Here is a 22,180-nt window from a genome sequence, read left to right on the forward strand (position 1 = left end):
GTCAGCCCTCCTGCTGCTGTTCTGCCGGCTGGTTCGGAGCCGAGGCGGCGGCGGCGACAGCGCTGCTGTCGACCGGCTCGCCGGCCGGCGTCTCCGCCTGCTGCGCGATGGTGGTCGCGGCAGCACGGCCGGCCTCGGTACCGCCGGCGGTCGTACCCGACGAGCCCGACCGGCCACGACGCGGCCGGTCCGGCCGGTCGCCACGGTCACGGCGCGGGCCGCGCGACGGGGCGGCCTCGGCCGGGGCCTCGCGGCCCGGCACGGCGTCGCCCTTGTAGATCCAGACCTTCACGCCGATCCGGCCGAAGGTGGTACGGGCCTCGAAGAAGCCGTACTCGATGTTGGCCCGCAGCGTGTGCAGCGGGACACGACCCTCGCGGTAGAACTCGGTCCGGCTCATCTCGGCGCCGCCGAGACGGCCCGAGACCTGGACCCGGATGCCCTTGCAGGCCGGGTTCTTCATCGCGGACTGCATGGCCTTGCGCATGGCCCGACGGAAGCTGACCCGGCTGGACAGCTGCTCGGCGACGCCCTGGGCGACCAGCTGCGCGTCCGACTCGGGGTTCTTCACCTCGATGATGTTCAGCTGGACCTGCTTGCCGGTGAGCTTCTCCAGCTCGCCGCGGATCCGGTCGGCCTCCGCACCCTTACGGCCGATGACGATGCCCGGCCGGGCGGTGTGGATGTCCACGCGGACCCGGTCCCGGGTGCGCTCGATGTCGACCTTGGAGATGCCGGCACGCTCAAGGCCCTTGGACATCATCCGGCGGATCTTGACATCCTCGCCGATGTAGTCCTTGTAGAGCTTGTCCGCGAACCAGCGGGACTTCCAGTCGGTCGAGATGCCGAGCCGGAACCCAGTGGGGTGAACCTTCTGACCCATTACTCGGCACCCTCCGTCGTGCTCTGCGCCTGCGCCGGCTCGGCCTGCTTGGCCGGAGCGGCCTTCTTCGCCGACTTCTTCGGCGCGGCCGGCGCCACGGCCTCGACCGCCACCGTGATGTGGCACGTCCGCTTGCGGATCCGGTACGCCCGGCCCTGCGCCCGCGGCCGGAACCGCTTCATCGTCGGGCCCTCGTCGACGAACGCCTCGCTGACGAGCAGCGCGTCGGGGTCCAGCCGCTCGTTGTTCTCCGCGTTGGCGATCGCGCTCGCGAGCACCTTGTACACCTGCTCGCTCGCAGCCTGCGGCGCGAACTGCAGCACCGTGAGCGCCTCCTTCGCGGGCAGGCCGCGGACGAGGTTGACCACCCGGCGCGCCTTCATCGGCGAGATGCGCACGTGCCGCGCAACCGCCCGCGCGCCCGGAAGCACCGGAGCGTCGCCCTTTCCTGGCATCGCTGTAACCCCTTGTTCCTCTATCCGTATGCCCGCGGCGTCAGCGCCGGCGGCTCTTCCGGTCGTCCTTCTCGTGACCCTTGAACGTGCGGGTCAGCGCGAACTCGCCGAGCTTGTGCCCGACCATGGCCTCGGTCACGAAGACCGGGACGTGCTTGCGTCCGTCGTGCACGGCGATCGTGTGTCCCAGCATCTCCGGGATGATCGTCGAGCGCCGCGACCAGGTCTTGATCACGTTCTTCGAGCCCTTGTCGTTCTGCGTCTCCACCTTCTTGAGCAGGTGGTCGTCGACGAACGGGCCCTTCTTCAGGCTGCGAGGCATGTCTTATCTCCCTCAGCCGCGCTTACGCGTGGCGTAGCGGCGGCGGACGATCAGCCGGTCGCTCGGCTGGCCCTTACGACGGGTACGGCCCTCGGGCTTACCCTGCGGGTTGACCGGGTGGCGACCACCGGAGGTCTTACCCTCACCACCACCGTGCGGGTGGTCGACCGGGTTCATGGCGACACCACGGACGGTCGGGCGCTTGCCCTTCCACCGCATCCGGCCGGCCTTGCCCCAGTTGATGTTCGACTGGTCGGCGTTGCCGATCTCGCCGACGCTGGCGCGGCAGCGCACGTCGACCCGCCGGATCTCACCGGACGGCATCCGCAGGGTCGCGTACGCGCCCTCGCGGCCGAGCAGCTGGATGCCGACGCCGGCCGAGCGGGCCAGCTTGGCGCCGCCGCCCGGACGCAGCTCCACGTTGTGGATGGTGGTACCGACCGGGATGTTGCGCAGCGGCAGGTTGTTGCCCGGCTTGATGTCGGCGCCCGGGCCGGACTCGACGCGGTCGCCCTGCTTCAGGTCCTTCGGCGCGAGGATGTAGCGCTTCTCGCCGTCGGCGTAGTGCAGCAGCGCGATGCGCGCGGTGCGGTTCGGGTCGTACTCGATGTGGGCGACCTTCGCCGGCACGCCGTCCTTGTCGACCCGCTTGAAGTCGATCAGACGGTACTGGCGCTTGTGGCCGCCACCGTGGTGCCGCGTGGTGATCCGGCCGTGGGCGTTACGCCCGCCCTTCTTCGGCAGCGGAGCCAGCAGCGACTTCTCCGGCGTGGACCGGGTGATCTCGGCGAAGTCGGCGACGCTGGAGCCTCGCCGGCCCGGCGTCGTCGGCTTGTACTTACGGATAGCCATTGTCTACACCCCTCAGCTGACCGGGCCGCCGAAGGCCTCGATACGGTCACCGTCAGCCAGCTTCACGATCGCCCGCTTGGTGTCCTTGCGCTTGCCGAACCCGGTCTTGGTCCGCTTGCGCTTACCCTGGCGGTTGAGCGTGTTGACCGTCAGGACGCGGACGTTGAAGATCTGCTGGATAGCGATCTTGATCTCGGTCTTGTTCGCGTCCGGGTGCACCAGGAAGGTGTACCAGTTCCGGTTCAGCTCGCTGTAGCTCTTCTCCGAGACGACCGGCGCGACGATGACGTCACGCGGATCGGCGATCGTGCTCACTTGCCATCCTCCTCGGTGGTCTCGGCGGGCACGCCCAGGAACTCGTCCAGGGCCTCCTTGGTGAAGACCACGTCGTCGGCCACCAGCACGTCGTACGTGTTGAGCTGGCCGGCCTCGATCAGGTGCACCCGGCTGTCCCGCGTGTTGCGCAGGTTCCGCAGCGACACCCAGTTCAGCTCGTCGGTGCTGCTCAGCACGACCAGGACCCGGCGCGCGGTGGTCAGCTTGGTCAGCGTGGCCAGGGCCGCCTTGGTCGACGGCTTCTCGCCCGAGACGAACGCCTCGACGACGTGCACCTGGCCGGCGCGGGCCCGGTCGGAGAGGGCGCCACGCAGGGCGGCGGCCTTCATCTTCTTCGGGGTGCGCTGGCTGTAGTCGCGCGGCGTCGGGCCGTGGACCACGCCACCGCCGGCGAACTGCGGCGCGCGGGTCGAACCCTGACGGGCCCGACCGGTGCCCTTCTGCTTGTAAGGCTTCCGGCCACCGCCGGAGACCTCACCGCGGGTCTTGGTCTTGTGCGTGCCCTGCCGGGCCGCGGCGAGCTGAGCCACCACGACCTGGTGCATCAGCGCGACGTTCGCCTGGACGTCGAAGATGTCGGCCGGCAGCTCGACGGAGCCGCTCTTGCCGCCTTCGACGTTGAGGACGTCAACGGTGGTCACTTGGCCACACCGCCCTTCTTCACCTTCGCCTTGGCCGCGGTGCGGACCAGGACGAGCGCGCCCTTCGGGCCCGGGATGGCGCCACGGACGAGCAGGAGGTTGTTCTCGGTGTCGACCGCCTGGACGGTCAGGTTCTGGACGGTGTAGCGCACGCCACCCATCCGGCCCGCCATCCGGGTGCCCTTGAAGACGCGACCCGGGGTGGCGCAGGCGCCGATCGAGCCGGGCGAGCGGTGCTTGCGCTCGACACCGTGGCTGGCGCGCAGACCGTGGAAGCCGTGCCGCTTCATCGGGCCGGCGTAGCCCTTGCCCTTGGTCTTGCCGGTCACGTCGATCACGGCGCCGACCGGGAACGCGTCGACCGTGACCTCCTGGCCCGGCGCGTAGTCCGCGGCGTCGGCGGTGCGCAGCTCGACGATGTGCCGACGCGGCGCGACGTCCGCCTTGGCGTAGTGCCCGGCGACCGGCTTCTTGACCTTGCGCGGGTCGATGGCCCCGTAGGCGAGCTGAACGGCGGCGTAGCCGTCCTTGTCGGCGCTACGAACCTGGCTCACGACGCACGGGCCGGCCTCGACCACGGTCACGGGGACGACCTTGTTGTTGTCCCAGACCTGGGTCATGCCGAGCTTGGCGCCCAGGATCCCCTTGACTTGCCTGTCCATTTGATCGATCCCTACAGCTTGATCTCGATGTCGACGCCAGCCGGCAGGTCGAGGCGCATGAGCGAGTCGACCGTCTTCGGGGTCGGGTCGATGATGTCGATCAGACGCTTGTGCGTGCGCATCTCGAAGTGCTCGCGCGAGTCCTTGTACTTGTGCGGCGAGCGGATGACGCAGAAACGGTTGATCTCCGTGGGCAGCGGCACCGGGCCAGCGACCTGCGCCCCGGTACGCGTCACCGTCTCGACGATCTTCCGAGCCGAGGAGTCGACGACCTCGTGGTCATAGGCCTTGAGCCGGATGCGGATCTTCTGTCCCGCCATGGTGGCTTCTGTTCCTTCTCTCGATGCCGCTGTGTTGCGGGCACCTGTACCGGCTGGTACAGGCCCACTTCCGCCGACCCCCGCGGTCGGGCGTGTCGCGCCCGTGGACCAGGCTCCGCCCCGAGGCTCCGGAGCGATTCTCTGACCGCGCGGTGGGTCATGGCGCCGATCGCGGTGACCGCGACCTGGACGCCGCGCGAGGGTGGTTGACCGCCGATGGCGATCAACCACCCCACGCGAAACGATCTGACTCCCGGAGGTCCAGCCTCAACCGGACGCAGGTGACCGACCGTCGTTACGCAACCTGACTAGTATGCCGCACGACCGGCGGCGACGCTAATCGGGGTTACCCAGCTCACTTGATGATCTTGGTGACGCGACCCGCGCCGACCGTACGACCACCCTCGCGGATCGCGAACTTCAGGTTGTCCTCCATGGCGATGGGCTGGATCAGCTTCACCGACATCGAGGTGTTGTCGCCCGGCATGACCATCTCGGTGCCCTCGGGCAGCGTGACGACGCCGGTGACGTCCGTGGTCCGGAAGTAGAACTGCGGGCGGTAGTTCTGGAAGAACGGGGTGTGGCGGCCACCCTCCTCCTTGGAGAGGATGTAGACCGTCGCCTCGAACTCCGTGTGCGGGGTCGTGGTGCCCGGCTTGATGACCACCATGCCGCGCTCGACGTCCTCGCGCTTGGTGCCACGCAGCAGCAGACCGACGTTCTCGCCTGCGCGGGCGTCGTCCAGGGTCTTCCGGAACATCTCGATCGCGGTGACCTTGGTCTTGAAGCCCTTCTCGCGGATGCCGACGACCTCGACGTCCTCGTTCGGGAGCAGCACGCCACGCTCGACACGACCGGTGACGACGGTGCCACGACCGGTGATCGTGAACACGTCCTCGACGGGCATGAGGAACGGCTTCTCGGTCTCGCGCTCCGGCTGCGGGATCGCGGTGTCGACCGCGCTCATCAGCTCGAGCAGCTTCTCGGTCCAGACCGGGTCGCCCTCGAGCGCCTTCAGCGCGGAAACCTGGACGACCGGCAGGTCGTCACCCGGGTACTCCTGCGAGGAGAGCAGCTCGCGGACCTCGAGCTCGACGAGCTCCAGGAGCTCCTCGTCGTCGACCATGTCGCTCTTGTTGAGCGCCACGACGATGTACGGCACGCCGACCTGACGGGCCAGCAGCACGTGCTCGCGGGTCTGCGGCATCGGGCCGTCGGTCGCCGCCACCACCAGGATCGCGCCGTCCATCTGCGCGGCACCGGTGATCATGTTCTTGATGTAGTCGGCGTGACCGGGGCAGTCGACGTGCGCGTAGTGACGCGCCTCGGTCTGGTACTCGACGTGCGCGATCGAGATCGTGATGCCGCGGGCCTTCTCCTCCGGCGCCTTGTCGATCTCGTCGAACGGCGTGTACGGGTTCAGGTCCGGGTACTGGTCGTGCAGGACCTTCGTGATGGCCGCCGTCAGCGTCGTCTTACCGTGGTCGATGTGACCAATGGTGCCGATGTTGACGTGCGGCTTAGTCCGCTCGAACTTCGCCTTCGCCACTGGTGTCCTCCTGGTGGACTTTCTTGGTTCGTTCGCCCCGGTGCGCCGGTCGGCGCGTAGGACTCTGTCGACAGCCTTTCCGGCCTGACGGCCGGATAGCCTTTGTGGGTTCTGCGGCGATGAAGCCTACAGGCCCGGATTCACACAACCCGACCGAGGTGGCCGCGGGCGGGAGAACCCTCCCGCGACCGACCCCGGATCACCGGGTCAGCTCGGGGTGAGCGTCACTCACCCGTCGCCTTGGCGATGATCTCCTTCGCCACGCTCTGCGGCACTTCGGCGTAGGAGTCGAACTGCATGCTGTAGCTAGCCCGGCCCTGGGTCTTCGACCGCAGGTCGCCGACGTAGCCGAACATCTCCGACAACGGCACCAGAGCCCGGACGACGCGAGCGCCGCTGCGCTCCTCCATCGCCTGGATGATGCCCCGCCGGGAGTTGAGGTCGCCGATGACGTCACCCATGTTCTCCTCCGGAGTGGTGACCTCAACGGCCATCATCGGCTCGAGCAGTGCGGGGTCGGCCTTGCGGGCCGCCTCCTTCATCACCATCGAACCGGCGATCTTGAACGCCATCTCGGACGAGTCGACCTCGTGGTACTGGCCGTCCAGCAGCGTCAGCTTGAGACCCACCAGCGGGAAGCCGGCGAGAATGCCGTACTGCATGGCGTCCTGGGCACCGGCGTCCACCGACGGGATGAACTCCCGCGGGATGCGGCCACCGGTGACGGCGTTCGCGAACTCGTAGGTCGGCGAGTCGTTGCCCATGGGCAGCGGCTCGAGGCTCACGATCACGCGGGCGTACTGGCCGGAACCACCGGTCTGCTTCTTGTGGGTGTACTCGACCTTGTCCACCTTGCGGCGGATGGTCTCGCGGTACGCCACCTGCGGCTTACCGATGTTCGCCTCGACGTTGAACTCGCGGCGCATCCGGTCGACCAGGATGTCCAGGTGCAGCTCGCCCATGCCGGAGATGACCGTCTGACCGGTCTGGTCGTCCAGCTTGACGCGGAAGGTCGGGTCCTCCTCGGCCAGCCGCTGGATGGCGGTGCTGAGCTTCTCCTGGTCGGCCTTGGTCTTCGGCTCGATGGCCACCTCGATGACCGGCTCCGGGAACGTCATCGACTCGAGGATGACCGGGTTCGCCGGGTCGCACAGGGTGTCACCGGTGGTGGTCTGCTTCAGGCCCTGGACCGCGATGATGTCGCCGGCCTTGGCGGAGCCGCGCTCCTCACGCTTGTTGGCGTGCATCTGGTAGATCTTGCCGATGCGCTCCTTGCGGTCCTTGGTGGAGTTGACCACCTGGGACCCGGACTCGACCACGCCGGAGTAGACCCGGACGTAGGTGAGCTTACCGAGGTGCTTGTCGGTCTGGATCTTGAACGCCAGGCCGGAGAACGGCTCGGAGGGGGACGGCTTCCGCAGCATCGGCGTCTCGCCGTCGGTGGCCGTACCCTCGATCGCCGGAACGTCCAGCGGCGACGGCAGGAAGTCGATGACGGCGTCGAGCATGGGCTGCACGCCCTTGTTCTTGAACGCCGAACCGCAGAGCACGGGGTTGGCCTTGCCGGCGATGGTGGCCCGGCGGATGGCGGCCTTGGTCTCCTCGGCGGAGATCTCCTCGCCCTCCAGGTACTTCTCCATCACCGAGTCGTCGACGTCGGCGAGGGTCTCCATCAGCTTCTCGCGCCACTCGGCCGCGGAGTCGGCCAGCTCGGCCGGGATCTCCTCGATCGCGTAGTCCTCACCCTTCTGGGTCTCCCCGCGCCAGGTGAGGGCGCGCATGCCGATCAGGTCGACGACGCCGATGTGGTCGCCCTCGAGGCCGATCGGGATCTGGAGGACCAGCGGGGTGGCGTTGAGCCGGTCGATCATCATCTGCACGCAGCGGAAGAAGTCGGCGCCGGTCCGGTCGAGCTTGTTGACGAAGCACATGCGGGGGACGTTGTACTTGTCCGCCTGCCGCCAGACGTTCTCCGTCTGCGGCTCCACACCTGCCACGCCGTCGTACACCGCGACCGCACCGTCCAGAACCCGCAGCGACCGCTCCACCTCGACCGTGAAGTCGACGTGGCCGGGCGTGTCGATGATCTGGATCGTGTGGCCCTTCCACTCGCACTTCGTGGCGGCGGAAGTGATGGTGATACCGCGCTCCTGCTCCTGCTCCATCCAGTCCATGACGGCGGCGCCCTCGTGGACCTCACCGATCTTGTACGTGATGCCGGTGTAGAACAGGATTCGCTCGGTGGTAGTGGTCTTACCGGCATCGATGTGCGCCATGATGCCGATATTGCGTACGTTGGCGAGCGCGTCTGCGGCGGCCACTTCAATCCCTACTTATCGTCGTCTCGACACAACTGGTGGTTGGTTCCGGCGCCCACCCGGGCGCCGGAACCACAGGTGTTACCAGCGGTAGTGCGCGAAGGCCTTGTTGGACTCGGCCATCTTGTGCGTGTCCTCACGCCGCTTGACGGCGGCGCCGAGGCCGTTGCTCGCGTCGAGCAGCTCGTTCATCAGCCGCTCGATCATGGTCTTCTCACGCCGGGCCCGGGAGTAGGTCACCAGCCAGCGCAGACCGAGCGTGGTCGCGCGGGCCGGCCGGACCTCGACCGGAACCTGGTAGGTGGCGCCACCGACGCGGCGGCTGCGCACCTCGAGGGTCGGCTTCACGTTGTCCATCGCCCGCTTGAGCGTGACGACGGGGTCGGTGCCGGACTTCTCGCGGCAGCCCTCCAGGGCGGCGTACACGATGCGCTCGGCGAGCTGACGCTTGCCGCGCAGCAGGATCTTGTTCACCAGCTGGGTGACCAGCGGCGAGTTGTACACCGGGTCAGCGACCAGCGGCTTCCGCGGAGCGGGTCCCTTACGCGGCATGTCAGCTCTTCTCCTTCTTTGCGCCGTAGCGGCTGCGAGCCTGCTTGCGGTTGCGGACACCCTGGGTGTCCAGCGAGCCGCGAACGATCTTGTACCGCACGCCGGGGAGGTCCTTCACACGGCCGCCACGCACGAGCACGATCGAGTGCTCCTGGAGGTTGTGGCCGACGCCCGGGATGTAGGCGGTCACTTCGATCTGGCTGCTGAGCTTGACACGAGCGACCTTGCGCAGCGCCGAGTTCGGCTTCTTCGGGGTGGTGGTGTACACGCGGGTGCACACACCGCGCCGCTGGGGAGACCCCTTGAGCGCGGGGGTCTTGGTCTTGGTCGTCTTGGCCTGTCGGCCCTTTCGGACCAGCTGCTGAATGGTGGGCACCGGGTTTCTCCGCTCCCTTCGGCCGCTGCGAGGCGACCGCGCCGTCTGCTCTAGCCGGCCTGATGGACGGCTCTCCTACATTCCAGCCGGGGTCACCTGAGGCGGCCCCAGCACCCGCGGTCGGGCGTGTCGCCCGAGTCACGGTCCCGGTGCCGGCCGCTGACGCGTCGTACCGGAATTTGGTCTTTGGTGGTGCGACCACACGATCACCGACTGAGCGGCTCCAGCGCACGCACGCATTGCCCGGGCGAGCCCGGGCGCAAGGGGAAAGAGTACCTACCACAGCCGCGCCGGTCAAAACGGATCGACTCGGGAGGACTGCGTCGCAGCCCCGAACGGTCGGTTCCGGATCACCGGTGCGCCCCCGACAGGCACCTACGACCACAAGTGTACCGGCTCGTCCGGCGCACGGCCGGGCGTCCCCGACACCGGACGGGCGCCGAAGACCCGGACATACATCCCTCAACCGGTCAGCGACGCGCCAGCGGTCACGTGATCTGCACCACCAGGGCGATCCCGAGCCCGACCACGCTCAGCAGCAGCCCCACCGCGCCGCAGCTCAGCCCCGCCACGGCCAGGCCGCCACCGGTGAACCGGACCGCCGGCGGTGGCGCCGGCCGCCGGATCTGCCGGCGGGCGAGCAGCCAGGCCACGATCGCCCCGATCCCGGCCAGCGCGCCGAGCACCGTGAACGCGCCGGCCGCCCACGCGCCGCCGTAGTCCGGCCCGGCGATGCCGAAGCAGAGGACCAGCAGCGACACCAGGATCGAGGCGACGCCGGTGATCAGCGAGCCGATCGCCAGCCCGGAGGTGACCGGCGGCACGTCGAGGTGCACCACCCCGAACGGGGTGCCCGGCACCGCGTCGACCCGCTTCGGCGGCCGGGGCGCCTCGCGCGGGGGCGGCGGGAGCGCCGGCGCCCCCCACCCGCCGCCGTGGCCGGGCTCGTTCCCCGGGTACGCCCCGAACGCCGCTCCCGGGGCGCCGTACCCGTGCTGTCCCGGCGGGTACGCCGACCCGGGCCCGGCCGGTCCGGGCGGGTACGCCGACCCGAACGGACCGGGCTGGTGTGCCGCCCCCGGCCCGGGCGGCCCCGGATGGTGGGCCGGCGCGGACGTCGGGCCGTGCCCGCCCGGCGGATACGGTCCGGCCGGCGGCCAGGGACCGGGCGGCGCGGAGTGCAGCGGGGCCGGTTCCGGCGTCCGGGCCGAGGAGAACGGCGGGGCGGACGGGTTCGACGGCGGCGCGGAGTGCGGCGGCGGGCCCGGGCGCGACGGTGGGTTCGACGGCGGGGGGTCGGACGGCGCGGCCCACGGGCTGACCGGGTCGGGGCCCGGCGACGCGGCGGGGTCCGGCTCGGATCCGGGGCGGATCGGGTCGCCTCCCGGCGCGGCCGGTTCCGTCACGGGGTCCTCCTGTCACCTGACTCACCCGCCACGCGGCGGACACCGGCCAGGCTACCGCCGCGGGTCACCGCCGGGTGGGCCGGCGCGGACCGCTCCCCCGCCCGGTCAGTCGAAGTTCGGGGCGAAGTCGTGCCCGAACGACGCGTCGGCGTGCCGGACCACCCCGATCACCACCGCGGCCACCACCGCCACGGCGGTCAGCAGCAGACCGATCCGGGCCAGCCGTTCACCGCGGCGCAGCCAGTCGGCGCCGGTCAGGTAACCGCCCGACGCGTACGCCTCGCGGCGGGCCTGCCGGGCCAGCGTGAGCGCGATTGTCGACGGCACGACCCCGCCGACGAAGAAGCCGGTCAGCGCGCCGATCAGGCCGAGGGCGAACACCGCGCGGGCCTTCGTGGAGCGGACCGGATCCGGGTCCTGCGGATGGCGGTGCGCCTGCGGCACGTGGGGCGCCTGCCCGGGCACGGTCGTCATGCCCTCCATCATGCCTCCGCTCCGGGCGCGACCGGGCCCCGGAACGCGACGAGGCCCCCGGCGGGTGCCGGGGGCCTCGTCGTCCGTGCGGGTTAGCGGTACGACCCGAAGTCGAAGTCGTCCAGCGGCACCGCCTGGCCGCTGGCCGGCCCGAAGCCGTAGTCGGTCTCCGGGTAGCCGGTCATCGAGTAGACCTTGGCCTTCGCCTCCTCGGTCGGCTCGACCCGGACGTTGCGGTACTTGCTGATGCCGGTACCGGCCGGGATGAGCTTACCGATGATCACGTTCTCCTTGAGGCCGATCAGCGAGTCGCTGCGGGCGTGGATCGCCGCGTCCGTCAGCACCCGGGTGGTCTCCTGGAAGGAGGCCGCCGACAGCCAGGAATCCGTGGCCAGCGAGGCCTTGGTGATACCCATCAGCACCGGGCGACCGGCGGCGGGCTCGCCACCCTCGCCGACGAGCCGGCGGTTCTCCGACTCGAACAGCGCCCGGTCGACAAGCACGCCCGGCAGGAACTCGGTCGAGCCGGAGTCGATGACCGTCACCCGCTTGAGCATCTGGCGGATGATGATCTCGATGTGCTTGTCGTGGATGAGCACACCCTGCGAGCGGTAGACCTCCTGGACCTCCTGGGTCAGGTGGACCTGGACCGCGCGCGGGCCGAGGATGCGCAGCAGCTCGTGCGGGTCGATGGTGCCCTCGGTGAGCTTCTCGCCGACCTCGACGTGGTCGCCGTCGTGCGCCCGGAGCCGGACCCGCTTCGAGATCTTGTCGTAGACGATCTCGTCGCTGCCGTCGTCCGGGATGACCACGATCTTGCGGGACCGCTCGCCGTCCTCGATCCGGATGCGGCCGGGGGTGTCGGCGATGGGCGCCTTACCCTTCGGCACCCGGGCCTCGAAGATCTCCTGGACACGGGGCAGACCCTGGGTGATGTCCTCACCCGCGACACCACCGGTGTGGAAGGTACGCATCGTCAGCTGCGTACCCGGCTCACCGATCGACTGGGCGGCGATGATGCCGACCGCCTCGCCGACGTCCACGGTCTTGCCGGTCGGCAGCGAGCGGCCGTAGCACGCACCGCAGACGCCCAGCTTCGACTCGCAGGTGAGCACGCTGCGCACCCGCACCGTCTCCACGCCGGCGGCGACGATCGCGTCGACGCCGATGGAGTTGATGTCCTGGCCGCGGTGGGCCACCACGGTGCCGTCCGGCCCCTTGATGTCGTCGGCCAGCGTCCGGGCGTGCACGCTGGTCTCGGCGTGCTCGTGCACGACCAGCTTGCCGTCGACCCGCTCGCCGATCTGCATCGGGATGGCCCGGTCGGTGCCGCAGTCCTCCTCGCGGATGATGACGTCCTGCGAGACGTCCACCAGACGCCGGGTCAGGTAACCCGAGTCGGCGGTACGCAGGGCGGTGTCCGCGAGACCCTTACGGGCGCCGTGCGTGGAGATGAAGTACTCCAGCACGGACAGACCCTCCCGGTACGAGGCCTTGATCGGCCGCGGGATGATCTCACCCTTCGGGTTGGCCACCAGACCACGGATCGCCGCGATCTGCCGGAGCTGGAGCAGGTTACCGCGGGCACCCGAGTTGATCATCTTCCACAGCGGGTTCTCCTGCGGCAGCGCGGTGTCCATCTCCTTGGCGACCTCGTTGGTCGCCTTGGTCCAGATCTCGATCAGCTCGCCGCGGCGCTCCTCGGCGGTCATCAGACCACGCTGGTACTGCTTGTCGATCCGGTCGGCTTCCTTCTCGTACCGCTCCAGGATCTCCCGCTTGCGCGGCGGAGCGATGACGTCCTCCATGCCGATGGTGACGCCGGACCAGGTGGCCCAGTGGAAACCGGCCTCCTTGAGCCCGTCCAGGGTGGCCGCCAGGGCCACCTTCGGGAAGCGCTCGGCGAGGTCGTTGACGATCGCGGAGAGCTGGCCCTTGCGGATCTCGTAGTTCACGAAGCGGTAGCCCGGGGGCAGCGTCTCGTTGAACAGGACCCGGCCCAGCGTGGTCTCCACCGTCACCGGCTCGCCCTCGACCCAGCCCTCGGGCGCGGTCCACGGCTCGGCGCCGGCGCCGTTGTCGACGCCGACCACGTCGTGCAGTCGGATCTTGACCGGGGTCTGCAGGTGCAGCTCGCCGTTGTCGTACGCCATCCGCGCCTCGGCGTCCGAGCTGAACGCCCGGCCCTCGCCCGTGCCACCCGGGGTGAGGTGGGTGAGGTGGTAGAGGCCGATCACCATGTCCTGGGTGGGCATGGTGACGGGCTTGCCGTCGGCCGGCTTGAGGATGTTGTTCGACGACAGCATCAGGATCCGCGCCTCGGCCTGGGCCTCGGCGGACAGCGGCACGTGGACCGCCATCTGGTCACCGTCGAAGTCGGCGTTGAACGCGGTGCAGACCAGCGGGTGGATCTGGATGGCCTTGCCCTCGACCAGCTGCGGCTCGAAGGCCTGGATGCCCAGGCGGTGCAGGGTCGGCGCGCGGTTCAGCAGCACCGGGTGCTCGCCGATGACCTCTTCCAGCACGTCCCACACGACCGGCCGCTGCCGCTCGACCATCCGCTTGGCGGACTTGATGTTCTGCGCGTGGTTGAGGTCGACCAGCCGCTTCATCACGAACGGCTTGAACAGCTCCAGCGCCATCTGCTTGGGCAGGCCGCACTGGTGCAGCTTGAGCTTCGGGCCGACCACGATGACCGAACGGCCGGAGTAGTCGACGCGCTTGCCCAGCAGGTTCTGACGGAACCGGCCCTGCTTGCCCTTGAGCATGTCGGAGAGCGACTTCAGCGGCCGGTTACCCGGGCCGGTGACCGGGCGACCACGACGACCGTTGTCGAACAGCGCGTCGACGGCCTCCTGGAGCATCCGCTTCTCGTTGTTGACGATGATCTCGGGCGCGCCGAGGTCGATCAGTCGCTTGAGGCGGTTGTTCCGGTTGATCACCCGGCGGTAGAGGTCGTTCAGGTCGGAGGTCGCGAAACGGCCACCGTCGAGCTGCACCATCGGGCGCAGGTCCGGCGGGATGACCGGGACGCAGTCCAGCACCATGCCGAGCGGGGAGTTGCGGGTGTTCTGGAACGCCGCGACGACCTTCAGCCGCTTGAGCGCCCGGATCTTCCGCTGACCCTTGCCGGAGCGGATGGTCTCGCGCAGGTTCTCCGCCTCGGCGGTGAGGTCCATGTTCTGGACCAGCGCCTTGATGGCCTCGGCGCCCATGCTGCCGGTGAAGTACTCACCGAAGCGGTCGCGCAGCTCGCGGTAGAGCAGCTCGTCGGTGACGAGCTGCTTCGGCTCCAGCTTGCGGAAGGTGTCGAGGACCTCGTCGAGGCGGTCGATCTCGCGCTGGGCCCGGTCGCGGATCTGGCGCATCTCGCGCTCTCCGCCCTCCTTGACCTTGCGCCGGACGTCCGCCTTCGCGCCCTCGGCCTCCAGCTCGGCCAGGTCGGCCTCCAGCTTGGCGGCCCGCTTCTCGATCTCCGAGTCGCGGCTGTTCTCCGACTGCCGCTTCTCGGCCAGGATCTCGTTCTCGATGGTCGAGAGGTCACGGTGACGCGACTCGGCGTCCACGCTCGTCACGACGTACGAGGCGAAGTAGATGATCTTTTCGAGGTCCTTCGGGGCGAGGTCCAGCAGGTAGCCCAGCCGGCTCGGCACGCCCTTGAAGTACCAGATGTGGGTCACCGGAGCGGCCAGCTCGATGTGACCCATCCGCTCCCGGCGAACCTTGGAGCGGGTCACCTCGACGCCGCAGCGCTCGCAGATGATGCCCTTGAAGCGGACCCGCTTGTACTTACCGCAGTAGCACTCCCAGTCCCGCTGCGGACCGAAGATCTTCTCGCAGAAGAGCCCGTCCTTCTCCGGCTTGAGGGTGCGGTAGTTGATGGTCTCGGGCTTCTTGACCTCGCCGTGGGACCACTGACGGATGTCGTCGGCGGTGGCGAGACCGATGCGCAGCTCGTCGAAGAAGTTGACGTCGAGCACTGTGTCCCCTATGTCGTCGTCTGTACTGCTAGCTAACGGGCGGGATCGGGGGCCGGCGAGCCGGCCCCCGAATCACCGCCTCAGACCTCTTCGACCGAGCTCGGCTCGCGCCGGGACAGGTCGATGCCCAGCTCCTCCGCGGCCCGGAACACCTCGTCGTCGGTCTCGCGCATCTCCAGGGCCACACCGTCGCTGGAGAGCACCTCGACGTTGAGGCACAGCGACTGCAGCTCCTTGAGCAGCACCTTGAACGACTCCGGGATGCCCGGCTCGGGGATGTTCTCGCCCTTGACGATCGCCTCGTAGACCTTGACCCGGCCGAGGACGTCGTCGGACTTGATGGTCAGCAGCTCCTGCAGGGCGTAGGCGGCGCCGTACGCCTGCATGGCCCAGCACTCCATCTCACCGAAGCGCTGGCCACCGAACTGCGCCTTACCACCCAGCGGCTGCTGCGTGATCATCGAGTACGGGCCGGTCGACCGGGCGTGGATCTTGTCGTCGACCAGGTGGTTGAGCTTCAGGATGTAGACGTAGCCGACCGCGATCGGGTCGGGCAGCGGCTCGCCGGAACGACCGTCGAACAGCTGCGCCTTGCCGGTGTGCCCGATGAGCTGCTTGCCGTCCCGGTTGGGCAGGGTCGACGCCAGCAGGCCGGAGATCTCCTCCTCGCGGGCACCGTCGAAGACCGGGGTGGCCACGTTGGTGTCCGGCTCGGACTCGTGCGCGTTGATCGACTTGAGCTGGCGCTTCCACTCCGCGTCGTCGCCGTCCACACTCCAGCCGGTCTTGGCCACCCACCCGAGGTGGGTCTCCAGGACCTGGCCGATGTTCATCCGGGACGGCACACCGAGCGGGTTCAGCACGATGTCGACCGGGGTGCCGTCCTCCAGGAACGGCATGTCCTCGACCGGCAGGATCTTGGAGATGACGCCCTTGTTGCCGTGGCGGCCCGCGAGCTTGTCACCGTCCTGGATCTTGCGCTTCTGGGCCACGTAGACCCGCACCAGCTCGTTCACGCCCGGGGGCAGCTCGTCGCCGTCCTCGCGGGAGAAGGTACGCACACCGATGACCGTGCCGGTCTCGCCGTGCGGCACCTTCAGCGAGGTGTCCCGGACCTCGCGCGCCTTCTCACCGAAGATCGCGCGGAGCAGCCGCTCCTCCGGGGTCAGCTCGGTCTCGCCCTTCGGCGTGACCTTGCCGACCAGGATGTCGCCGGGGACGACCTCGGCGCCGATCCGGATGATGCCGCGCTCGTCGAGGTCGGCGAGCATCTCCTCGCTGACGTTCGGGATGTCGCGGGTGATCTCCTCCGGGCCGAGCTTGGTGTCCCGGGCGTCGACCTCGTGCTCCTCGATGTGGATCGAGGTGAGCACGTCCTGCTGCACGAGGCGCTGCGACAGGATGATCGCGTCCTCGTAGTTGTGACCCTCCCAGCACATGAACGCCACGAGCAGGTTGCGCCCGAGCGCCATCTCGCCCTCGTCGGTGCACGGACCGTCGGCGATGACCTGACCGGCCTCGACGCGGTCGCCCTCGAAGACGACCGGCTTCTGGTTGACGCAGGAGCCGGCGTTGGAGCGGCGGAACTTGTGCAGCAGGTACGTCCGGCGGTGGCCGTCGTCCTGGTGCACGGTGATGTAGTCCGCGCACAGGTCCTCGACCACACCGCCGACCTCGGCGACGACCACGTCACCGGCGTCCACGGCCGCGCGGTACTCCATGCCGGTGCCGACCAGCGGGGCCTCGGCCTTGACCAGTGGCACCGCCTGACGCTGCATGTTCGCGCCCATGAGCGCGCGGTTGGCGTCGTCGTGCTCCAGGAACGGGATCATCGCGGTGGCGACCGAGGTCATCTGCCGCGGCGACACGTCCATGTAGTCGACGGCGCCGGGCGCGACGTCCTCGGTCTCGCCGCCCTTACGGCGGACCAGGACGCGGTCCTCGGCGAACGTGCCGTCCGCCCGCAGCGGGGCGTTGGCCTGCGCCTTGACGAACCGGTCCTCCTCGTCCGCGGTCAGGTAGTCGATCTGGTCGGTGACCCGACCGTCGATGACCTTCCGGTACGGCGTCTCGATGAAGCCGAACGGGTTGACCCGGGCGAACGTGGAGAGCGCGCCGATCAGGCCGATGTTCGGGCCTTCCGGCGTCTCGATCGGGCACATCCGGCCGTAGTGGGACGGGTGCACGTCCCGGACCTCGAAGCCGGCCCGCTCCCGGGACAGACCACCCGGGCCGAGCGCGCTCAGCCGGCGCCGGTGGGTCAGACCCGCCAGCGGGTTGGTCTGGTCCATGAACTGGGACAGCTGCGACGTGCCGAAGAACTCCTTGATCGCCGCCACCACCGGGCGGATGTTGATCAGGGTCTGCGGCGTGATCGCCTCGACGTCCTGGGTGGTCATCCGCTCGCGGACGACCCGCTCCATCCGGGAGAGACCCACCCGGACCTGGTTCTGGATCAGCTCGCCCACGGTACGCAGGCGACGGTTGCCGAAGTGGTCGATGTCGTCGGCCTCGTAGCCCTCCTCACCGGCGTGCAGCCGGCAGAGGTACTCCACGGTGGCGACGATGTCGTCCTCGGTCAGCGTGCCGGTGTTCATCGGCACGTCGACTTCGAGCTTCTTGTTGAACTTGTAGCGCCCGACCTTGGCGACGTCGTACCGCTTCGGGTTGAAGAAGAGGTTGTCGAGCAGGGTCTGGGCGTTCTCACGGGTCGGCGGCTCGCCAGGGCGGAGCTTCCGGTAGATGTCGAGCAGCGCCTCGTCCTGGCCGGCGATGTGGTCCTTCTCGAGCGTGGTCATCATCAGCTCGGACCAGCCGAACTTCTCGCGGATGCGCTCCGCGGACCACCCGATGGCCTTGAGCAGGACGGTGACGGCCTGCCGACGCTTACGGTCGATGCGGACGCCGACCGTGTCGCGCTTGTCGATGTCGAACTCCAGCCAGGCACCCCGGCTCGGGATGACCTTGACGCTGGAGAGGTCGCGGTCGGAGGTCTTGTCCGGCTGCTTGTCGAAGTAGACGCCCGGCGAGCGGACGAGCTGGCTGACCACGACGCGCTCGGTGCCGTTGATGATGAAGGTGCCCTTCGGCGTCATCATCGGGAAGTCACCCATGAACACCGTCTGGCTCTTGATCTCGCCGGTGGTGTTGTTGGTGAACTCCGCGGTCACGAACAGTGGCGCGCAGTAGGTCAGGTCCTTCTCCTTGCACTCCTCGATCGAGGCCTTGACCTCGTCGAAGCGCGGAGCGGAGAAGGAGAGCGACATGGTGCCGGAGAAGTCCTCAATGGGACTGATCTCGTCGAGGATCTCCGCGAGACCCGAGCGTGCGTGCGGGTCGTCCGCCGACCGGCCCTGCCAAGCCTCGTTGCCGACGAGCCAGTCGAAGGACTCGTTCTGAATGGCGAGGAGGTTGGGGACCTCGAGGTGTTCGGTGATCCGGCCGAATGAAACTCGGCGGGGTGCGAAAGCGCTCGACGTACGACTGGTCTTCGCAGGGCGGGAAGCTGCCAAGATGCGTCCTTCCGAGGACCGGTGCTGCAGAACGGCTGGTACGCGTGCACTCCAATGACCCCACCAGAAATATCCGCAATCGGACATTTCCGAGCAGGGGTCAAGTCGGAAGGCAGCGCAAACTAGCAGTGTAGCCGAGAGGCTAACCGCTGTCCAGCCCACCCCGCAGGTCGTCGCGGAACAAGCCCTGGGACCTCGAAAAACCGGGTCCACCCGGGCCGCTCGGAACGCGACGCTCCTGCCGGTCCGCTCGAGAGCCGCGGCGTTGGTGCTGCCGTTGCCCTTACCCGAGTGGCGGCCGTTGCAAGCGCGGAAGGTCTTGCTGATGCCAGCGTGCCTGCCGGCCGGTGCCGCGTCAAGGGCCGGTTACCGCTCAGAGTGTCTTTCCCACCGACGGGCTACCGGCTCCACATCGCTGAGAGGCCGGTACGAGGAACCTGTACGCCCTGCTCACGGCGCTTCCAGCGGGTGACACCACGACAGCGGGCGGTGACCCGGTATCCCGGATCACCGCCCGCTGCGACACGGTGTGCCCCGGCTCACGTGAGCCGGACGCGTGTCAGGTCAGACCAGTGTCACTTGAGGGTGACCTTGGCGCCCTCGCCCTCGAGCTTGGCCTTGGCCTTCTCGGCGGTCTCCTTGTTGGCCTTCTCCAGGACGGCCTTCGGAGCGGCCTCGACCAGGTCCTTGGCCTCCTTGAGGCCCAGGCCGGTCAGCTCACGCACGACCTTGATGACCTGGATCTTCTTGCCACCGTCGGCGTCGAGGATGACGTCGAACTCGTCCTTCTCCTCCTCGGCCGGGGCGGCGGCAGCGCCACCGGCGCCACCGGCAGCGGCAACCGCGACCGGAGCGGCGGCGGTGACCTCGAAGGTCTCCTCGAACTGCTTCACGAACTCGGAGAGCTCGATCAGCGTCATCTCCTTGAACGCGTCGAGCAGCTCGTCGGTGCTGAGCTTCGCCATGTCTGGCGTCCTTTCTACAAGTGAAAACTAAGAATGTGGTGCGCCGTGCGGCCTCAGGCCGCCTCGGCGCCCTCCTGCTCGCGCTTCTTGTCCGCCAGGGCGGCCGCCGCGCGGGCGGCCTTGGAGAGCGGCGCCTGGAACAGGGCCGCGGCCTTGCTCAGGTTGCCCTTCATGGCACCGGCCAGCTTGGCCAGCAGCACCTCGCGGGACTCCAGGTCGGCGAGCTTCGTGACCTCGGCCGCGGAAATGGCCTTGCCCTCGAAGACACCGCCCTTGATGACGAGCTTCGGGTTGGCCTTCGCGAAGTCGCGAAGCCCCTTCGCCGCCTCGACGACGTCGCCCGAAACGAAAGTCAGCGCGGTAGGACCGGTGAACAGCTCGTCGAGGCCGGAGATGCCCGCATCGGTCGCGGCACGCTTGGCCAGCGTGTTCTTCGCGACCGTGTAGCTGGTCTCCTTGCCGAGCGCGCGCCGCAGCTGGGTGAGCTGCGAGACCGTGAGCCCGCGGTACTCGGTGAGCACGGTGGCTCCCGAGGTGCGGAAGCTCTCGGTCAGCTCGGCGACGGCCGTGGCCTTGTCGGCCCGGATCGGCTTGTCCGCCATGTCCCTCCTCTCTCGTTACTCGGAGCTGGCACGCCGGCGACGGGACGTCGCGACGGCGGCGGAGGCACCACGACAACGAAAAAGCCCCGGCGCGGGGCGCACGGGGCGAGGGCCGGGATCATGGAACACAGTCGGCGGACCGTGCCTGACACCGAGTTTCGCTTGCCGCCCTGCGCGGGTCGCCCGTCGTCGCGGGACCTTCGACCGTGCCGGGGCACGGTGACCAGCGGTCTTTGGGTGGAACTACCGGTCCAGGTTACGCGACGTGCGGCAGAGCGCCAAATCGCCCCGGAGTGCTCCGGGTCACCCGGCGGTCAGGCCCGGGTGCGCCGCCCCCAGGCGTAGCCGGCCAGCGCCACCGCCACCCACAGCGCCGCCCAGCCGGTGAGCAGCACCCCCGCGCCGGGCGACACCGGCGCGGTGACCGCCCGCGCGGTCGCCATCACCGGCGGAACCAGCCACGGCACCACCGAGTCGGACAACCCGCACACCACCACCCCGACCACGCCGACCGCCAGCACGGCCGCCCCGTAACCGGCGCTGCGGGTGATCGGCCGGCTGGCCAGCGCGCCGAGCGCCACCGCCGCCGGCAGCGCGAGCAGGTGCGCCCAGACGCCGAGCGCCACCCCGACGAGCGCCGGTCGGCCCGCCGGCCCGCCGGCCAGCGACACCGCGCCGAGCGGCCACGGCATCGCCAGCGCGACCAGCACCACGGCGAGCCCGGCCACGAGCGCCGCGAGCAGCCCGGCCGCCCGTTCCCGGGCCGGCCCGACCACGACCCGGGCCAACCGGCGCTGCACGTCGGGTTCGACGTCCAGCAGGATCTTGGTCTGCCAGGCGAGCACCGGGAAGATCACCACCGCGGAGACCCCGTAGACCTCCGCCGGCCGGCCCGCGCCACCGCCGCCGTAGAGGATGCCCAGGGCGAGCAGGCCGGTCAGCACCGGCGCGAGCGCCCGTCCGGTACGCACGAAGCCGGCCAGCCGCAGCCGGACCAGGGCGATCACCGGGTCACCTCCGACGTCACGCCGGAACGGCCGGCACCGGCCTGCGGCGTCCCGGACCCGGCCCCGGGCTCGACGCCCGGCGGGCCGGGGACATCCGGTGACCCGCCAACGGCCTCGACCGCCGAGGCGGCGGGAGGGGCCGGTGACCCACCACCGACCTCGGGCGACGGTGCCGGTGACCCGGCGGCGGGCGGGACGGCGGGTTCGCGTACCCGAAGGATCTGGTGGCCGTCGGCGCGCAGGCGGGCGACGGCGGCGGCGAGCCCCGCAGCCGGCACCGCCAGCTCGACCACCGCGACGGCCGAGCCCCCGGACGCCGCCTCCTCGGTCAGCGTGCCGTCGGTGACCGACCAGCGGCGGGCGCCGGGCAGCCGGACCGTCTCGCCCCGGTGGTCGCTGACCAGCACCGCGCCGCCGCCGGCCAGCACCTCACCGATCATCTCGGGGACCAGCTCGCGGGCGGCGGCGTCGAGCCCCTCCCAGGGCTCGTCGAGCACCAGCAGGCCGGGCGGGCGCAGCAACGCCTGGGCCAGGCCGACCTTCTGCGCGGTGCCCTTGGAGAGCTGCGGCAGGCGCACGTCGGAGAAGCGGGTCAGGCCCAGCCGCTCCACCCAGCGGCGCACCGCCCGGTCGGCGGCGGGGCCGGGCAGGCCGGCGACGCGGCCCATGGCGGCCAGGTAGTCCCCGACGGTGAAGGGCTGGTCGGCGGGGAAGCGTTCCGGCACCCAGCCGACGGTCGGCGGCCGGTCGACCATCCGGCCGCGGCTCGGCCGCAGCACCCCGGCGGCGAGCTGGAGCAGCGTGGACTTGCCCGCGCCGTTGCGGCCGAGCACGACCGCGACCTCGCCCGGCCCGATCGTCGCGTCGACCTGTCGCAGCACCCAGGGGCCGTGTCGGTGGTACCGGAGCCAGACGCCGTCGAGCCGCATGCGCCGAGCCTGCCACAGCGGACAGACGGACGGGGCCCC

At 69.6% G+C, this 22,180-nt stretch carries 20 protein-coding genes; all 20 read right to left on the reverse strand.

All coding sequences use genetic code 11. From position 1 onward, the window contains the following. Window position 1: 1 nt before the first annotated feature. Entirely contained in the window at window positions 2-883 is an 882-nt protein-coding gene (rpsC, locus tag ACIA6B_RS00585; RefSeq protein ID WP_107157441.1) for a 30S ribosomal protein S3, read from the reverse strand. After that, window positions 883-1,338 carry a 50S ribosomal protein L22 gene (gene rplV, locus ACIA6B_RS00590; RefSeq protein ID WP_107157440.1) on the reverse strand — a complete coding sequence of 152 codons (456 nt, stop codon included), beginning with the start codon at window positions 1,336-1,338 and terminating at the stop codon, window positions 883-885. The genes rpsC and rplV overlap by 1 nt, the downstream gene beginning before the upstream one ends. A gap of 40 nt (window positions 1,339-1,378) precedes the next feature. After that, window positions 1,379-1,660 (reverse strand): 30S ribosomal protein S19, encoded by a 282-nt coding sequence (gene rpsS / locus ACIA6B_RS00595; protein ID WP_007073032.1) that lies wholly within the window; start codon window positions 1,658-1,660, stop codon window positions 1,379-1,381. Between the two features lie 12 nt (window positions 1,661-1,672). After that, window positions 1,673-2,512, reverse strand: a complete 840-nt coding sequence (gene rplB / locus ACIA6B_RS00600) for a 50S ribosomal protein L2 (RefSeq protein ID WP_091065788.1) — start codon at window positions 2,510-2,512, stop codon at window positions 1,673-1,675. A 12-nt stretch (window positions 2,513-2,524) separates the two neighbouring features. Next, window positions 2,525-2,827 carry a 50S ribosomal protein L23 gene (gene rplW / locus ACIA6B_RS00605; protein WP_107157439.1) on the reverse strand — a complete coding sequence of 101 codons (303 nt, stop codon included), beginning with the start codon at window positions 2,825-2,827 and terminating at the stop codon, window positions 2,525-2,527. Next, window positions 2,824-3,489, reverse strand: coding sequence for a 50S ribosomal protein L4 (gene rplD, locus ACIA6B_RS00610; protein WP_396769557.1), 666 nt, complete (start codon window positions 3,487-3,489; stop codon window positions 2,824-2,826). The genes rplW and rplD overlap by 4 nt, the downstream gene beginning before the upstream one ends. Beyond that, window positions 3,486-4,151 carry a 50S ribosomal protein L3 gene (gene rplC, locus ACIA6B_RS00615; protein ID WP_281938111.1) on the reverse strand — a complete coding sequence of 222 codons (666 nt, stop codon included), beginning with the start codon at window positions 4,149-4,151 and terminating at the stop codon, window positions 3,486-3,488. Before rplC ends, rplD begins: the two co-directional genes overlap by 4 nt. 11 nt (window positions 4,152-4,162) lie before the next feature. Beyond that, on the reverse strand, window positions 4,163-4,471 hold the full coding sequence (gene rpsJ, locus ACIA6B_RS00620; RefSeq protein ID WP_007073037.1) for a 30S ribosomal protein S10: 309 nt from the start codon (window positions 4,469-4,471) through the stop codon (window positions 4,163-4,165). Between the two features lie 355 nt (window positions 4,472-4,826). Next, window positions 4,827-6,020 carry an elongation factor Tu gene (gene tuf / locus ACIA6B_RS00625; RefSeq protein WP_091426406.1) on the reverse strand — a complete coding sequence of 398 codons (1,194 nt, stop codon included), beginning with the start codon at window positions 6,018-6,020 and terminating at the stop codon, window positions 4,827-4,829. Between the two features lie 224 nt (window positions 6,021-6,244). Next, on the reverse strand, window positions 6,245-8,341 hold the full coding sequence (gene fusA / locus ACIA6B_RS00630) for an elongation factor G (protein ID WP_107157436.1): 2,097 nt from the start codon (window positions 8,339-8,341) through the stop codon (window positions 6,245-6,247). Between the two features lie 78 nt (window positions 8,342-8,419). Further along, window positions 8,420-8,890, reverse strand: a complete 471-nt coding sequence (gene rpsG, locus ACIA6B_RS00635; RefSeq protein WP_077938296.1) for a 30S ribosomal protein S7 — start codon at window positions 8,888-8,890, stop codon at window positions 8,420-8,422. A gap of 1 nt (window position 8,891) precedes the next feature. Next, a complete protein-coding gene (gene rpsL / locus ACIA6B_RS00640) occupies window positions 8,892-9,266 on the reverse strand; it encodes a 30S ribosomal protein S12 (protein WP_007465318.1) in 375 nt (124 codons plus the stop codon). Between the two features lie 488 nt (window positions 9,267-9,754). Next, window positions 9,755-10,126, reverse strand: coding sequence for a hypothetical protein (locus tag ACIA6B_RS00645; RefSeq protein WP_396770201.1), 372 nt, complete (start codon window positions 10,124-10,126; stop codon window positions 9,755-9,757). Between the two features lie 651 nt (window positions 10,127-10,777). After that, a complete protein-coding gene (locus ACIA6B_RS00650; RefSeq protein ID WP_396769561.1) occupies window positions 10,778-11,146 on the reverse strand; it encodes a hypothetical protein in 369 nt (122 codons plus the stop codon). Window positions 11,147-11,238: 92 nt separating this feature from the next. Further along, on the reverse strand, window positions 11,239-15,126 hold the full coding sequence (locus tag ACIA6B_RS00655; RefSeq protein ID WP_281938119.1) for a DNA-directed RNA polymerase subunit beta': 3,888 nt from the start codon (window positions 15,124-15,126) through the stop codon (window positions 11,239-11,241). Window positions 15,127-15,206: 80 nt separating this feature from the next. Then, window positions 15,207-18,638 (reverse strand): DNA-directed RNA polymerase subunit beta, encoded by a 3,432-nt coding sequence (locus tag ACIA6B_RS00660; protein WP_396769563.1) that lies wholly within the window; start codon window positions 18,636-18,638, stop codon window positions 15,207-15,209. A 575-nt stretch (window positions 18,639-19,213) separates the two neighbouring features. Continuing rightward, on the reverse strand, window positions 19,214-19,603 hold the full coding sequence (rplL, locus tag ACIA6B_RS00665) for a 50S ribosomal protein L7/L12 (protein ID WP_089155263.1): 390 nt from the start codon (window positions 19,601-19,603) through the stop codon (window positions 19,214-19,216). Window positions 19,604-19,656: 53 nt separating this feature from the next. Next, window positions 19,657-20,205 (reverse strand): 50S ribosomal protein L10, encoded by a 549-nt coding sequence (gene rplJ / locus ACIA6B_RS00670; RefSeq protein ID WP_396769565.1) that lies wholly within the window; start codon window positions 20,203-20,205, stop codon window positions 19,657-19,659. Between the two features lie 314 nt (window positions 20,206-20,519). Continuing rightward, window positions 20,520-21,212, reverse strand: coding sequence for a hypothetical protein (locus ACIA6B_RS00675; RefSeq protein ID WP_396769567.1), 693 nt, complete (start codon window positions 21,210-21,212; stop codon window positions 20,520-20,522). Further along, entirely contained in the window at window positions 21,209-22,141 is a 933-nt protein-coding gene (locus ACIA6B_RS00680; protein WP_396769569.1) for an ATP-binding cassette domain-containing protein, read from the reverse strand. Before ACIA6B_RS00680 ends, ACIA6B_RS00675 begins: the two co-directional genes overlap by 4 nt. Between the last annotated feature and the right edge of the window lie 39 nt (window positions 22,142-22,180).

The sequence above is a fragment of the Micromonospora sp. NPDC051141 genome, assembly GCF_044455765.1.
Taxonomy (GTDB): domain Bacteria; phylum Actinomycetota; class Actinomycetes; order Mycobacteriales; family Micromonosporaceae; genus Micromonospora.